This window comes from Pseudomonas sp. fls2-241-TYG-175, from assembly GCF_030209155.1.
Classification (GTDB): Bacteria; Pseudomonadota; Gammaproteobacteria; order Pseudomonadales; family Pseudomonadaceae; genus Aquipseudomonas; species Aquipseudomonas viridiflava.
Map to the genome: position 1 here is coordinate 152,028 of NZ_JARVSO010000007.1, position 13,376 is coordinate 165,403.

At 60.2% G+C, this 13,376-nt stretch carries 13 protein-coding genes; 7 read left to right on the forward strand and 6 right to left on the reverse strand.

All coding sequences use genetic code 11. The features are described 5' to 3' along the window. The first annotated feature begins 2 nt into the window (after window positions 1–2). Window positions 3–869 (forward strand): transcriptional regulator HexR, encoded by an 867-nt coding sequence (hexR, locus tag QRN20_RS07600; RefSeq protein WP_004881672.1) that lies wholly within the window; start codon window positions 3–5, stop codon window positions 867–869. Between the two features lie 98 nt (window positions 870–967). On the opposite strand, the gene QRN20_RS07605 is transcribed toward hexR, so the two are convergent. Next, window positions 968–1,279 (reverse strand): hypothetical protein, encoded by a 312-nt coding sequence (locus QRN20_RS07605; RefSeq protein WP_122412648.1) that lies wholly within the window; start codon window positions 1,277–1,279, stop codon window positions 968–970. 220 nt (window positions 1,280–1,499) lie between these two features. Here QRN20_RS07605 and QRN20_RS07610 point away from each other — a divergent pair, with 220 nt between their 5' ends. Next, entirely contained in the window at window positions 1,500–1,721 is a 222-nt protein-coding gene (locus QRN20_RS07610) for a PA3496 family putative envelope integrity protein (RefSeq protein WP_050575475.1), read from the forward strand. Here QRN20_RS07610 and QRN20_RS07615 read toward each other — a convergent pair. Then, a complete protein-coding gene (locus QRN20_RS07615; RefSeq protein WP_029244157.1) occupies window positions 1,675–2,625 on the reverse strand; it encodes a LysR family transcriptional regulator in 951 nt (316 codons plus the stop codon). The two genes, QRN20_RS07610 and QRN20_RS07615, sit on opposite strands and share 47 nt — an antisense overlap. A 180-nt stretch (window positions 2,626–2,805) precedes the next feature. On the opposite strand from QRN20_RS07615, the gene QRN20_RS07620 reads away from it, so the two are divergent. Then, complete coding sequence (locus QRN20_RS07620; protein WP_025995457.1) at window positions 2,806–4,221, forward strand: acetyl-CoA carboxylase biotin carboxylase subunit; 1,416 nt, start codon at window positions 2,806–2,808, stop codon at window positions 4,219–4,221. Between the two features lie 11 nt (window positions 4,222–4,232). After that, complete coding sequence (gene oadA / locus QRN20_RS07625) at window positions 4,233–6,041, forward strand: sodium-extruding oxaloacetate decarboxylase subunit alpha (RefSeq protein ID WP_029244156.1); 1,809 nt, start codon at window positions 4,233–4,235, stop codon at window positions 6,039–6,041. A 536-nt stretch (window positions 6,042–6,577) separates the two neighbouring features. Here oadA and QRN20_RS07630 read toward each other — a convergent pair. From QRN20_RS07630 to QRN20_RS07640, 3 genes are read right to left on the reverse strand one after another with little or no spacing between them, the layout of a single operon-like run. Next, window positions 6,578–7,249 (reverse strand): GNAT family N-acetyltransferase, encoded by a 672-nt coding sequence (locus tag QRN20_RS07630; RefSeq protein ID WP_285360056.1) that lies wholly within the window; start codon window positions 7,247–7,249, stop codon window positions 6,578–6,580. A 12-nt stretch (window positions 7,250–7,261) separates the two neighbouring features. Then, on the reverse strand, window positions 7,262–7,708 hold the full coding sequence (locus tag QRN20_RS07635) for a GNAT family N-acetyltransferase (protein WP_029242119.1): 447 nt from the start codon (window positions 7,706–7,708) through the stop codon (window positions 7,262–7,264). Beyond that, a complete protein-coding gene (locus tag QRN20_RS07640) occupies window positions 7,708–8,346 on the reverse strand; it encodes an FMN-binding negative transcriptional regulator (RefSeq protein ID WP_029242120.1) in 639 nt (212 codons plus the stop codon). Before QRN20_RS07640 ends, QRN20_RS07635 begins: the two co-directional genes overlap by 1 nt. A gap of 90 nt (window positions 8,347–8,436) precedes the next feature. Between QRN20_RS07640 and pdxR the strand changes: the two genes are divergently transcribed. From pdxR to QRN20_RS07655, 3 genes are all read left to right on the forward strand, one after another. After that, on the forward strand, window positions 8,437–9,999 hold the full coding sequence (gene pdxR / locus QRN20_RS07645) for a MocR-like pyridoxine biosynthesis transcription factor PdxR (protein ID WP_122425850.1): 1,563 nt from the start codon (window positions 8,437–8,439) through the stop codon (window positions 9,997–9,999). 53 nt (window positions 10,000–10,052) lie between these two features. Beyond that, window positions 10,053–11,264, forward strand: a complete 1,212-nt coding sequence (locus tag QRN20_RS07650) for a YeeE/YedE family protein (protein WP_122413164.1) — start codon at window positions 10,053–10,055, stop codon at window positions 11,262–11,264. A gap of 140 nt (window positions 11,265–11,404) precedes the next feature. Further along, the gene (locus QRN20_RS07655) at window positions 11,405–12,280 is read left to right on the forward strand and encodes a bestrophin family protein (RefSeq protein ID WP_285360057.1); all 876 of its coding nucleotides are present in this window, start codon (window positions 11,405–11,407) and stop codon (window positions 12,278–12,280) included. 67 nt (window positions 12,281–12,347) lie between these two features. Here the strand turns inward: QRN20_RS07655 and QRN20_RS07660 are convergent, their stop codons facing one another. Further along, window positions 12,348–13,352 (reverse strand): asparaginase, encoded by a 1,005-nt coding sequence (locus QRN20_RS07660; RefSeq protein WP_122425848.1) that lies wholly within the window; start codon window positions 13,350–13,352, stop codon window positions 12,348–12,350. Window positions 13,353–13,376: the final 24 nt, after the last annotated feature.

A 13,376-nucleotide genomic window follows, 5' to 3' on the forward strand; every position in this document is an offset into this window, starting at 1 on the left:
TTTTGAATCTGCTGCAACACATCGCCCAGTCACGTCATCTGCTGCGCAAATCGGAGCTCAAGGTAGCCGACCATGTGCTGCTCGACCCTGCGGCTGTGATGCACAGTTCCATGGCTGATCTTGCCCATAGCGTGGGCATCAGCGAGCCCACCATCGTGCGCTTCTGTCGCGCCATCGGTTGCACCGGGTTTCAGGATCTCAAGCTCAAACTGGCCCAGAGCCTCGCCGCAGGCGCCAGTTTCGGGCAGTTCGCGATTCACGAAGACGATTCGGTCGCCGACTACAGCCTGAAGATTTTCGACACCACCCTGCATACCCTGATGGAAGTGCGCGAGAATCTCGACCCCCATGCGCTGCAACTGGCAGTCACTGCCATGGCGGGTGCCAATCGTGTCGAGTTCTATGGCTTTGGTGCATCCGGTGCCGTAGCAGCCGATGCACAGCACAAGTTCTTCCGCCTGCTGTTGACGGCAGCGGCGTACTCCGACCCGCACATGCAGGCCATGTCGGCGGCGACGCTCAAGCCGACAGACGTTGCGGTGTGCATTTCCCAGTCGGGCCGCTCCAAGGACCTGCTGATCACGGCGAACATGGTGCGTGAAAGCGGTGCGACCCTGATTACCCTGTGCCCGAGTCAGACACCATTGGCCGAGTTGTCGTCGGTCAACCTGGCGATCGATGTTCACGAAGACACCGAGATCTATACCCCGCTGACCTCGCGCATCGCGCATCTGGTGGTGATCGATGTGCTGGCGATGGGTGTTGCCATGGCGCGTGGCCCGAGCCTGGTCAATCACCTCAAGAGCGTGAAGCGCAGCTTGCGCAGCCTGCGTCTGTCGCCGAAATCGATCAAGCCTCACGAAGACTGACAGCGTTCGCCGTCAGTAGCAGGCAGCAACTGAAACGCCCGCCAGAGACCTTGAGGTCACTGGCGGGCGTTTTCATTCGAGAGCGTGTTGCGCGTCGATCAGTGCGTAACTTCTACATCATCAATGCATACCAGCAACTGATCGTTGTGATGAACGCGAACAGTGGTAATGGTTGCGTCGCTTGGCTGGGTGTATGTAACTCGCGCCTCGCCCAGAACCTGCAGGCCGAAGCCTTCTTTGCTGTAGCTCAGTTCCAGATTCAACTGGCCCGCTGCACTCGGTTTGCCACTAAGGGCCAGCGTGGGAATATCGTTGCTGGCACTGGTGGGTACGATGCCGGTTACTGTAAAGGTATTTACACCTGGCATCCGGTCATCGCGTGCACGCCAGTTCTTGTTGTCGATAGTCATTTTTCAGCTCCTTGCTGTAGAGGGTCTCACCGGCCGGTTGCCGGTGATTTGCGTCCTGCAGGGCCAGTGTCTGCCGATCGGTCTCTCGAACTGGAATACATATGTATATTTTTCGGCCAATGGCCCTGAAAAATGTAACGGCCCTGTCATGTCTTCGCCGCGTCTTCGTAACAGCAAGGTGTGAAGATGCTGTTCCACGAAACGTATTGGGAGACAGGACATGGCTCGGCACTACGACGATTTACCCAACAGCACCGTGAAAACCCGCCGTCAGCAGGAAGATCAGCGTCGCATGGAATTTCGTCGCGCTATCGAGAGCTACTGTGAAGCGCGCCAGCTCAATCAGGACCTGTCTGATTATCTGGATGGCGTGACCGGTACCGTCTGGCAGACCCTCACGCCGTCCGAGGACGGCCGTCGAAACGTTCGACAAGCTGGCTGATCTGCGCACGTTCACTGCGAATGAATGCCAGAAAGGCGTGGGCTACCGGAGACAGGCGTTTGTCTCTGCCCTGAACCACGCACCAGCTTCGATACAGCGGCAACTCCGCCACGGGCAGCTCCACGAGCGCGCCGGTGGCGAGTTCCTGACACACCGCATGGCGTGTCAGCATTGCCAGTCCCAGCCCCGCCACCACGCATTCGCGCTGGGCCTCGCTTGAAGACACTTCCGACGTCTGCGTGAAGTGCACACGCTTCTCCTTGAAATACTCCTCGCAGGCCCGACGTGTGCCTGATCCAGGCTCGCGGGTCAGCAGCGGCCAGGGTTCCAGATCCCGCAGGTTCAGGGATGTGTGACTGCACAGCGGATGATCCGGTGGCGCCACGGCAACGATGGGGTTGTTGAGGAACGGCAGAAACTCCAGCCCCATGTCCTGCGGCACCATTGACATGATCACCAGATCATCACGGTTGTCCGAGAGTCTTCTGATCACCAGCGCCCGGTTCACCACGGTCAGGTTGAGACTGACTTCCGGGTAATGGCGTTTGAAAGCGGCAAACAGGTGCGGGACGAAATACTTGCAACTGGACTCGATGGCCAGCTTCAACTGACCTTGCAGCGAACCCTGCATGTCCGAGAGCTGCATATCGAGGTTTTCCAGGCGCCCGAAAATATCCTTGCTGGCGGCCTGCAGTGCTTCGGCGGCCTCGGTGAGGTAAAGCTTCTTGCCGACGTACTCGAACAAAGGCTGGCCGACCAGCTCCTCAAGCTGACGAATCTGCAGGCTGACTGCAGGCTGAGTCAGCGCCATTTCCTCAGCCGCGCGGCTGTAGGAGCGCAGGTCGCACACCTCATTGAAAATACGCAGCTGACGTAATGTCATACGCATCAATGACTTACGCATTCTTATAGATTCCTGTCACCGGTCAAGGTGATGACTATAAGCTTTTGCTTATGGCTGACCCAATTTTTACTCATTTTTATTAATTCTCGATCAGGCATAGGGTGTCCCTGCGGCATTCAGTCACATGCTTCGTTACAAAAAGCAGCCAGGACGTTGGTCCTTAAGGTCGAGGAAACGCCAGTGATAACAAAAATACTGATTGCCAACCGGGGAGAGATTGCCGTCCGTATCGTGCGCGCCTGTGCCGAGATGGGCATTCGCTCGGTGGCGATCTTTTCCGACGCCGATCGCCATGCCCTGCATGTCAAACGCGCCGACGAAGCCTATAGCATTGGCGCCGAACCGCTTGCGGGTTATCTCAATCCGCGCAAGCTGGTCAATCTCGCTGTGGAAACCGGTTGTGATGCATTGCATCCCGGTTATGGTTTTCTCTCGGAAAACGCCGAACTGGCAGACATCTGCGCCGAACGCGGGATCAAATTCATCGGTCCTTCCGCTGAGGTCATCCGCCGTATGGGTGACAAGACCGAAGCGCGCCGCAGCATGATCAAGGCAGGTGTGCCGGTGACGCCGGGTACCGAAGGCAATGTGGCCGACATCCATGAGGCGCTGATCGAAGGGGATCGCATCGGTTACCCGGTGATGCTCAAGGCGACTTCCGGCGGCGGTGGACGGGGCATCCGGCGCTGCAACAGCCGTGAAGAACTGGAGCAGGCTTTTCCCCGAGTCATCTCGGAAGCGACCAAGGCCTTCGGTTCGGCCGAGGTATTCCTGGAAAAATGCATCGTCAATCCCAAGCACATCGAAGCGCAGATTCTGGGTGACAGCTTTGGCAACGTCGTGCATCTGTTCGAGCGCGACTGCTCGATTCAGCGCCGCAACCAGAAACTGATCGAAATCGCTCCGAGCCCGCAACTGACGCCGGAACAGCGCGCTTACATTGGCGATCTGTCGGTGCGCGCGGCCAAGGCGGTGGGTTACGAGAATGCAGGCACCGTGGAGTTCCTGCTCGCCGATGGCGAAGTGTACTTCATGGAAATGAACACCCGCGTTCAGGTGGAGCACACCATCACCGAGGAAATCACCGGTATCGACATTGTCCGCGAGCAGATTCGTATCGCGTCCGGCCAGCCGTTGTCAGTCAAGCAGGAAGACATTATCCATCGCGGCTTCGCGTTGCAGTTCCGCATCAACGCCGAAGACCCCAAGAACAACTTCCTGCCCAGCTTCGGCAAGATCACTCGCTATTACGCACCCGGTGGCCCTGGTGTGCGCACCGACACGGCGATCTACACCGGCTACACCATTCCGCCGTTCTACGACTCGATGTGTCTGAAGCTGATCGTCTGGGCGCTGACCTGGGAAGAGGCAATGGACCGCGGCCTGCGTGCCCTGGACGACATGCGCCTGCAAGGGGTGAAAACCACGGCTGCCTATTACCAGGAAATCCTGCGTAACCCTGAATTCCGCAGTGGTGAGTTCAACACCAGCTTTGTCGAAAGCCACCCTGAACTGACCAACTACTCGATCAAGCGCAAACCCGAAGAGCTGGCTCTGGCCATCGCTGCCGCCATTGCCGCCCACGCAGGCCTGTAAGGAATACACCCATGTCCAAGAAGATCTTCGTTACCGACACCATCCTGCGTGATGCTCACCAATCGTTGCTGGCCACACGCATGCGCACCGAAGACATGCTGCCGATCTGCGAAAAGCTCGACAAGGTCGGCTACTGGTCGCTGGAAGTCTGGGGCGGCGCGACCTTCGATGCCTGCGTGCGCTTTCTGAAGGAAGACCCGTGGGAGCGCCTGCGTCAGCTGCGTGCGGCGCTGCCCAATACCCGCCTGCAAATGCTGCTGCGCGGTCAGAACCTGCTGGGCTACCGGCATTACAGCGATGATGTGGTCAGGGCCTTTGTCGCGAAGGCGGCCGTCAATGGCATCGACGTGTTCCGCATTTTCGATGCCATGAACGATGTGCGTAATCTGCGCGTAGCCATTGAGGCGGTGAAGGCGGCGGGCAAGCATGCGCAAGGCACCATCGCCTACACCACCAGCCCGGTTCACACCATTGATGCGTTCGTGGCGCAGGCCCGGCAGATGGAAGCCATGGGCTGCGATTCGGTCGCCATCAAGGACATGGCCGGTCTGCTGACGCCTTTCGCCACCGGCGAGCTGGTCCGTGCGCTGAAGGCCGAGCAGTCGCTGCCGGTGTTCATTCACTCCCATGACACAGCCGGTCTGGCTGCCATGTGTCAGCTCAAGGCCGTCGAAAACGGCGCGGATCACATCGACACCGCCATCTCCAGCTTCGCCTGGGGCACCAGTCATCCGGGTACTGAATCCATGGTCGCGGCGCTCAAGGGCAGCGAGTTCGACACCGGGCTGGATCTGGAACTGCTGCAGGACATCGGTCTGTACTTCTACGCCGTGCGCAAAAAGTACCACCAGTTCGAAAGCGAATTTACCGCTGTCGATACCCGCGTGCAGGTCAATCAGGTGCCGGGCGGGATGATTTCCAACCTGGCCAACCAGCTCAAGGAGCAGGGGGCGCTCAACCGCATGAACGAAGTGCTGGCTGAAATCCCGCGAGTACGGAAGGACCTGGGCTATCCGCCGCTGGTCACGCCGACCTCGCAGATCGTCGGTACCCAAGCGTTCTTCAACGTGCTGGCGGGTGAGCGCTACAAGACCATCACCAATGAAGTGAAGCTTTACCTGCAGGGTGGCTACGGCAAGGCGCCGGGTCAGGTGGACGAGAAGCTGCGTCGTCAGGCCATCGGCAACGAAGAGTTGATCGACGTGCGCCCGGCTGATCTGCTCAAGCCGGAGATGACCAAGCTGCGGGCTGACATCGGCGCGCTGGCCAAATCCGAAGAGGATGTACTGACGTTTGCCATGTTCCCGGACATCGGTCGCAAATTCCTCGAAGAGCGTGCGGCCGGAACGCTGACACCTGAGGTGCTGTTGCCGATCCCTGAAGCGGGCAGCGTTGCCCGTGCAGGCGGAGAGGGCGTGCCGACCGAATTCGTGATCGATGTGCACGGCGAAACCTATCGTGTGGACATCACCGGTGTGGGCGTCAAGGCCGAGGGCAAGCGCCACTTCTATTTGTCGATTGACGGCATGCCGGAAGAGGTGGTGTTCGAACCGCTCAACGAATTCGTCAGTGGCGGCGCCAGCAAGCGTAAACAGGCACATGCGCCGGGCGACGTCAGCACCACCATGCCGGGCAACATCGTCGACGTGCTGGTCAAGGAAGGCGACATGGTCAAGGTCGGCCAGGCCGTACTGATCACCGAAGCCATGAAGATGGAAACCGAAGTTCAGGCTTCCATCGCCGGCAAGGTCGTGGCCATCCACGTTACCAAGGGCGACCGCGTGAATCCGGGCGAAGTCCTGATCGAAATCGAAGGCTGATCGGGCAGAGAGCCGATCCGACAGCTGAACCGTTTACCTCTGGGGGAGCCTTCGTGGCTCCCTTTTTTTATTCGTACAGCCGGGATGTATGCCCACGCGGAGCACTCATCGTTATACACAAATCCGCCTCAACACTGATCGTGCCCATCGCTCCGCGTGGGCATGCATCCCGTGACGCTCCGCGTCACAAATGGCACAGACTGCGGATTCAGTGAGCCGAGCGCATGACGTGGGTAACGCTGGAGCTTGGCCACGCATCTGCGCCACATTCAAGTGCGGACGCGGAGCGTCCTGAGCGGCATTCCCACGCGGAGCGTAGGAACGATCAGCGTGATCTCAAGCACGCCGATCATGCCCATGCTTGTGCTCAGCGTTATACCCGAGTCTTGTTGCGACCACGGGGTATGCATTCAGTCAGACACTTTCGTTTTGGCCCCGTTTTGCGCGTCTTTCGGACTTGTGTATAACGATGAGCGCTCTGCGTGGTAATGCCGCTCAGGACGCTCCGCGTCCGACCCGGACCCGCACGCTGAAACCTACTGCCGAAACGCTTCCAGCCCTTTGATCTGCGCGCCCTCCTTGAAGTTATCCACAGCCAGCCAGCTTTCGAATGCAGTCCGCAGGGCGGGCCATTCGCTGTCGAGGATTGAATACCATGCGGTGTCTCTGTTCAGACCCTTGACCACCATGTGCTGGCGGAAGGTGCCTTCGTAGCTGAAACCGAAGCGGTCGGCGGCGCGTTTGGAGCGGGCGTTGTTGGCGTTGCATTTCCATTCCAGGCGGCGGTTGCCCAGTCGAAAGGCTTCCCTGGCCAGCAGGTAGATCGCCTCGGTGCCCTTGGGCGTGCGCTGCATGGCGGCGCTGAAGGTCACGTGTCCGATCTCGATCCTGCCATGTACCGCGAAGATCGACAGAAAGCTGATCACGCCTTCAGCCTTGCCGGTCTGCTGATTGATCACGGCATAGAACCACGGATCCGTCGCCACCTGATGCCCGGCCAGCCAGGCGTCGAACGCGCTGCGCTCGTTGAACGGCCCGTAGGGCAGGTAGTCCCACAGCTTCGGGTCGGCAGTCGGTCCCTGGAGCACTGACCACAAGTCATCCGCATGCCGGGCTGTCTCCAGCTTTTCCAGGCGAATGAAACGACCATTCAGGGTCTGCGGGCCGGGCAATGTCGCGGTTTGCCAATCCAGTGGAGTCTCGGACATCGATTGCTTCCTTCAAAGAGCCTTGCGAAATTGAATGTAGCCCGCGCGATCAGCGATGCGTTCATACAGCTGAATGGCCGTGGCGTTGGTTTCGTGGGTCAGCCAGTGAACCTTGTCACAGTCGTCGGCCTTGGCGGTCACGTAGACATGCTCGATCAACTGCCTGCCGATCCCGGTGCCGCGCTGTTCCGGCGCAACAATCAGGTCCTGCAGGTAGCAGGCGTTCCTGATGCTCCAGTTGGAGCGATGGTAGATAAAGTTCACCATGCCCACCGCTTTGCCGTCCACCCACGCCAGGGCCGAGTGCGTCGGCTCCTGCGGGTCGAGCAGGCGCTGCCAGGTCACATCGCTGACGCCTTCGGCCAGTTCGGTCTTGTAAAAGCGCAGATAGGCCTGCCACAGCGGCAGCCATGCGTGGTGGTCGTCAGCAGTCACGGGGCGAATCTGGATGTCGCTCATCAAACGTTCTCCTGGGTACTCATCAAGCGGGCGAGTTGCTGTTCGTTGATTTTCGGGCTGGCGGCAAGACCGTCGCGGACCCCGGCGATGTCCGGGGCGCTGCGGTTCTGGCTGAGTTTGCGTTTGCCTTCCAGTCGCTGGACGGGCAGGGCGAAGCCGACAATGGCTCCCAGCATTTTCGCAATGTACTCGGCGGGGGCATCATCGATGGACCAGGGTTGTGCCCGATCAGATTCGTGTCTGGTCGTCAGCTCATCCAGAAGCTGACGCAGCCGTGGCGCGTCGGTAAAGGTTTCGGCCTTGCCGTAGGCGTGAACCGCAAGGTAGTTCCAGGTAGGCACGACCTGACCATGCTCGGCTTTGCTCGGGTAATACGACGGGCTGACATAAGCGTCCTCGCCGGGAAAGATCACCAGCGTTTCGGCGCAGGTCTCCAGCTGCCGCCACTGTGGATTGCCCCTGGCCAGATGGCCGTAAAGCGTTCCGTTGGGACCCTGGTCCTCGCGCAGCAGGAGGGGCAAGTGTGATGCCTGCATGCCGTCTTCGTTCCAGGTGACCAGAATCGCCAGGCGGGTCTGGTTCATCTGCTCATGGAGTCTGGATGTTTCGTTGTCTCGGAATGCTACGGGTGTGTACATGGCGGTACTCCTTGGCCGATGAACAGATCCTAGGCAAGGCATTGGTCTGTTGTAAGATCCATTTTCAATAGATTTCATAGAGCCAATCCGATGACGTCCGATGCTCCTGCATTTCCTTCCACGTTGACCGGCATCAGGCTGGACAGGCGTCAGGGCTTGAGCAAACAGCTGTATCGTGAGCTGCGCCAGCAGATACTGGACGCTCGATTGACCAGCGGAACGCGCCTGCCCGCCAGTCGCGAACTCGCGGACCTGCTGGCCATTTCCCGCAACAGCGTGATGCGCGCCTACGACCAGTTGTATGCCGAAGGTTTCACGGAAACCCGTGTGGGGGATGGAACCTATGTCACGCATTTGCCGGACCGCGCCAGTGCGTCCGATCAGGCTTGTAAAAGAAAACTATCCACCAACTTGTCCACAGGTTTGTCTACACCTTTGTCCACAGGCTTATCCACAGTTTTGCAGCAAGCAGCGGATAACATGGACGGTGAAGTTATCCACAGCTCTGCGCTTGATCGGATTAAAACTCACCATCTTCCAGCCCCTTCAGAGCAGCGGCCCAAGGCTTTTCGTGTCGGGGTACCCGCCTTCGATCTGTTTCCTTTCGCCTTGTGGGGCAAGCTCTACGCGGCTTTCTGGCGTCGTCCGGACCCTGCCTCGCTGGGTTATGGCGCCGCAGCCGGAGAACCGAGGCTGCGGGAGCTGATCGCCGCGTATTTGCGTTCATCGCGCGGGCTGCAATGTACCGCTGAGCAAATTGTGATCACCAGTGGCGCCCAACACGCCATCAGCCTTTGTGCACAGCTGCTGATAGAGCCGGGCGAGAGCGTTGCGGTCGAAAATCCGGGCTATCGTGCAGCCGCTCATGCATTCGCAGTCGCCGGTGCCCGACTGACAGGTGTAGCCGTCGACGAGGAAGGGATGCGCTGCGCCGATCTCGCCCGGGCCGGTTGTAAATTGGCTTACGTCACCCCATCTCACCAATACCCGACCGGTGTGGTCATGAGCCTGGCCAGACGCCTTGAACTGCTGGCCTGGGCCGAGAAGAACCAGAGCTGGATTGTCGAGGACGACTACGATGGCGAATACCGTTACAGCGGTGCGCCATTGGCACCCTTGGCCGCGCTGGATCGCAGCGGGCGAGTGCTGTACATCGGCACCTTTGGCAAAATTGTCTTCCCGGCCCTGCGGCTGGGTTATCTGGTGCTGCCGCAGGAACTGGTTCGGCCCTTCAGCCAGCGCAAGGCTGTGGACATGCGCCACACCGAAGTCAGCACCCAGTCGGTGATGGCACAGTTCATCGCCCTGGGGCACTTCCAGCGCCACATCCGGCGTATGCGTCGTGCCGCGCTGAGTCGGCGCAACGCGTTGCTCGCCGGTTGGCCCACCGATCTTGCAGGATGTGCGGCGATGCCCAGCGTGGCGGCGGGGCTGCATGTGATGGTCAAGGTCGACAGCGTGGCACGCGAGCAGGAGCTGGTGGAAAAGGCGTCCAGCGTCGGCGTGGAGGTCAATGCCCTGAGCAGCTACTGGCTGCCGGATTCGACCGAACCCATGGATGAGCGGGCCGGGCTGGTGCTGGGTTTTGCCGCCGTGCCCGAGGCGCAGATCAGCGATGCGCTGGACAGGCTGCGCAAGGTCTGGTCCGAGTAAGCCTGTGGCACACGTATAATCGTTTCTTTCTGCTACTTGTCGTCGAGAGACCTATGAACACTTCCACTTCTGCAACACCCGGCCGTGCTTACGGCGCGCCGCTGGCGGCGTTGTTTCTGTTATTGATGGGCGCGCAGTTTCTGCTGCTCAGCGTCGGCGCCCATCAGGTCCTGCTATGGATCGTCGGCGCGGCGCTGGGCGTCACCCTGTATCACGCCGCGTTTGGTTTCACGTCGGCCTGGCGAGTGTTCATTCGTGAGCGACGCGGTGCCGGCCTGCGTGCACAAATGGTGATGCTGGCCGTTGCTGTGGTGCTGTTTTTCCCGGCGCTCGGCGCTGGCACACTGTTCGGACAACCGGTCACGGGCCTGGTCGCGCCGGTCGGCGTTTCGGTGGTAGTCGGTGCGTTCATTTTCGGTATCGGCATGCAACTGGGCGGCGGCTGTGCCTCCGGAACTCTGTTCACGGCAGGCGGCGGCAACGCGCGAATGCTAGTGACCCTGCTGTTCTTCATTCTCGGTTCGCTGATCGCCACTCACCACGTCGATTGGTGGTTCGCGCTGCCGTCGTTCCCGGCCACTTCGCTGGTCAAGAGCTTTGGCGTGATCCCGGCGCTGATCGGCAACCTGGCCCTGTTCGCCCTGATTGCCTTTGTCACGGTGCGCCTTGAAAAACGTCGTCATGGCGAACTCGAAGCGCCTGTCACCAGCGAGCACACAGGTCTTCGACGACTGCTGCGCGGCCCATGGGTATTGGTCTGGGGTGCTGTGGCACTGGCCATTCTCAACTACGCCACGCTGGCGCTGGCGGGTCGGCCGTGGGGCATCACCTCAGCGTTCGCGCTTTGGGGCGCGAAGGTCGCGAGCGGGCTGGGCGTCGATGTCGGCAGTTGGGTGTTCTGGCAAAGCGCGGCGAATGCCAAGGCACTGGCCGCGCCGGTCTGGGAAGACGTCACCAGCGTAATGGACATCGGCATCATGCTCGGCGCGTTGCTCGCCGCAGGCCTGGCCGGACGTTTCGCGCCGAACCTCAATATCCCGACCCGTTCGATCGTGGCTGCGGTAATCGGTGGCCTGCTGCTCGGCTACGGCTCTCGTCTGGCTTATGGCTGCAATATCGGGGCGTATTTCAGCGGCATCGCGTCCGGCAGCCTGCACGGCTGGCTGTGGCTGGTTGCGGCTTATGCCGGGAACGTCATCGGTGTCCGGTTACGTCCGATTTTCTTTGCCGGTGAGCGTCCGCAAGTAGCGTTGAGCGGCTGCTGAAAAAGTGTGAACCCCTGAGATAAAGCGGGCCGTTTGCGAACCATCTCCCGGAATGGCATTCAAAGGCCATGCAGTAGCGAGGATGTCCGAATGCGGTCTCGCTTATTTATCGATGGGGTAGGCCTTTGCAGCAGACGATCATGGGAAAATTCCGATTTCTCGGCAAGACAATCGGTTATGTGGGCTGGTCGTTGTTCTGGCTGCTGATTTGGGACGTGATTGTCACGGTCGATTTCATGCTGTACCTGGAACGCAAGATCACCTTGCCGTCCATGCCGTTGACCCTGCTGGGTTCGGCGCTGGTGGTGCTGACCAGCTTCCGTAATTCCAGCGCCTACAACCGCTGGTGGGAAGCCCGTACCTTGTGGGGCGCGCTGGTCAACAGCTCGCGCAGCTTCGCCCGTCAGGTGCTGACGCTGGTCGAAGACGACGAGGGCGGCATCAATCCCGTGAAGGCCACATTGCTGCGCCGTCACGTCGCCTACGTCAAATGCCTGTCTGCTCACCTCAAGGGCGGGCATTGTGGTGATGAGGTCCAGGCCCTGATCCCGCGTGAAGAGTTCGAGCGTCGGTTCGACACCAACAACTTCCCCAACGACCTGCTTAATACCTCGGCGGCGCTGCTGGCCAAGGAATACCAGTCCGGCCGACTGGACAGCATCCGTCTGGCCCGTCTCGAGTCGACGATTGTGGACATCTCCAACTGCCAGGGCGGCATGGAGCGCATCGCCAATACGCCGCTGCCCTATCCGTACGTGGCGTTTCCAAGGCTGTTCATCACTCTGTTCTGTCTGATCGTACCGATCGGCCTGGTCGAAACCCTCGGCTGGTTCACGCCGCTGGCGTCCACTGTGGTGGGCTTCATGCTATTGGCAATCGAAAAGATCGGCACCGACCTGCAGAGCCCGTTCAAGGCCAGCGAGCACGAGATCCAGATGACGGCGCTGTGCGCAAATATCGAGCGAAATCTCGACTCGATGCTTCGTGGCGCGCAGGAGGAAAGCAAGGTTTCCTGAGGGAAGGGGTATTGCGATATTCCGGTTGACTCAGGCCAGTCCTGAGTCACCGAAACCTTTCAAATGCTCAGCGCAGCTCGCCACACAGATCCAGCTCGACCAGCCGTCGGACTTCTTCAGTCGTCAGGTCTGCGCCAAGCAGGGCATGCAGTTTGCCAAGTGCGGCCTCACGCGTCATGCCGCCGCCGGACAGTACACCGGCACCACGCAGGCGGCTTCCCGCTTCGTAGACATCCAGTTCCACGCCGCCTTCATGGCACTGTGTGATTGCAACGACGCAGACGCCACGGGCACGGGCGTCTTCCAGGCTGGCGATGAACTGTGGATCGTCACTCGGGCCGGTGCCGTTGCCGAAGCATTCCAGTACCAGACCCTGAATGCCGCTGTCGATCAGGCCATTCAGTTGAGCGGCACCGATACCGGGGAACAGCGGCAACACCGCCACGCTGGCCATTGTCCTGGGCTGACGGTAGTCGAGTGCGTCAGGCAGGGAAACGGCAGCATGACCGCCACGCGAGCGCTGCAACGGCGCGAACGGGTTGCGCCCGAAGCTGCGGATCTTGGCGCAACGGGTCGGGTCCATCAGCTCGCCATGGAAATACAGGTGAACACCCGACGCGAGCCCGTTACCGAGCGCGAGCAGGGCACCGTTCACGTTTTCCCAGGCATCGCTGTCCGGCACACCGGCAGGCAGCATGGAGCCGGTGAACACCACAGGAGCATCGAGCCCCAGCAACTGGAAACCCAGCGCCGCTGCGCTGTAGGCCAGAGTGTCGGTGCCATGCAGCACCAGCACGGCGTCACAACCCTGCACATCGACCGCTTCGATCACCGCTTCACGCAGACGCAACCAGTAGGCTGGCGTCATGTTGGCGCTGTCGATCAGTGGCGACATCTCGCGAAAGCGCCACTGCGGTACGACCAGTTCGGGGAGTTCGGCCAGTTGCCCGACCATTCGGGCTTCGAAGCCCGACGCCGGGGCCAGGCCATTGGCGCTGGCTTGCATGCCGATGGTGCCGCCAGTGTAAAGAACCATCACTCGCTGAGCGGGTTGATGTGCTTCATGAGTCATGATTCTTCTCCTTATGGCGTTGTG

Excerpts from the sequence above, each read along its gene's own strand:
- QRN20_RS07660 (WP_122425848.1), bottom strand. The coding sequence starts at position 13,352 with ATGACTCATGAAGCACATCAACCCGCTCAGCGAGTGATGGTTCTTTAC.
- QRN20_RS07640 (WP_029242120.1), bottom strand. The coding sequence starts at position 8,346 with ATGTACACACCCGTAGCATTCCGAGACAACGAAACATCCAGACTCCAT.
- QRN20_RS07650 (WP_122413164.1), top strand. The coding sequence starts at position 10,053 with ATGAACACTTCCACTTCTGCAACACCCGGCCGTGCTTACGGCGCGCCG.
- oadA (WP_029244156.1), top strand. The coding sequence starts at position 4,233 with ATGTCCAAGAAGATCTTCGTTACCGACACCATCCTGCGTGATGCTCAC.
- QRN20_RS07605 (WP_122412648.1), bottom strand. The coding sequence starts at position 1,279 with ATGACTATCGACAACAAGAACTGGCGTGCACGCGATGACCGGATGCCA.
- QRN20_RS07635 (WP_029242119.1), bottom strand. The coding sequence starts at position 7,708 with ATGAGCGACATCCAGATTCGCCCCGTGACTGCTGACGACCACCACGCA.
- QRN20_RS07615 (WP_029244157.1), bottom strand. The coding sequence starts at position 2,625 with ATGCGTAAGTCATTGATGCGTATGACATTACGTCAGCTGCGTATTTTC.
- QRN20_RS07610 (WP_050575475.1), top strand. The coding sequence starts at position 1,500 with ATGGCTCGGCACTACGACGATTTACCCAACAGCACCGTGAAAACCCGC.
- QRN20_RS07630 (WP_285360056.1), bottom strand. The coding sequence starts at position 7,249 with ATGTCCGAGACTCCACTGGATTGGCAAACCGCGACATTGCCCGGCCCG.
- QRN20_RS07655 (WP_285360057.1), top strand. The coding sequence starts at position 11,405 with ATGGGAAAATTCCGATTTCTCGGCAAGACAATCGGTTATGTGGGCTGG.
- pdxR (WP_122425850.1), top strand. The coding sequence starts at position 8,437 with ATGACGTCCGATGCTCCTGCATTTCCTTCCACGTTGACCGGCATCAGG.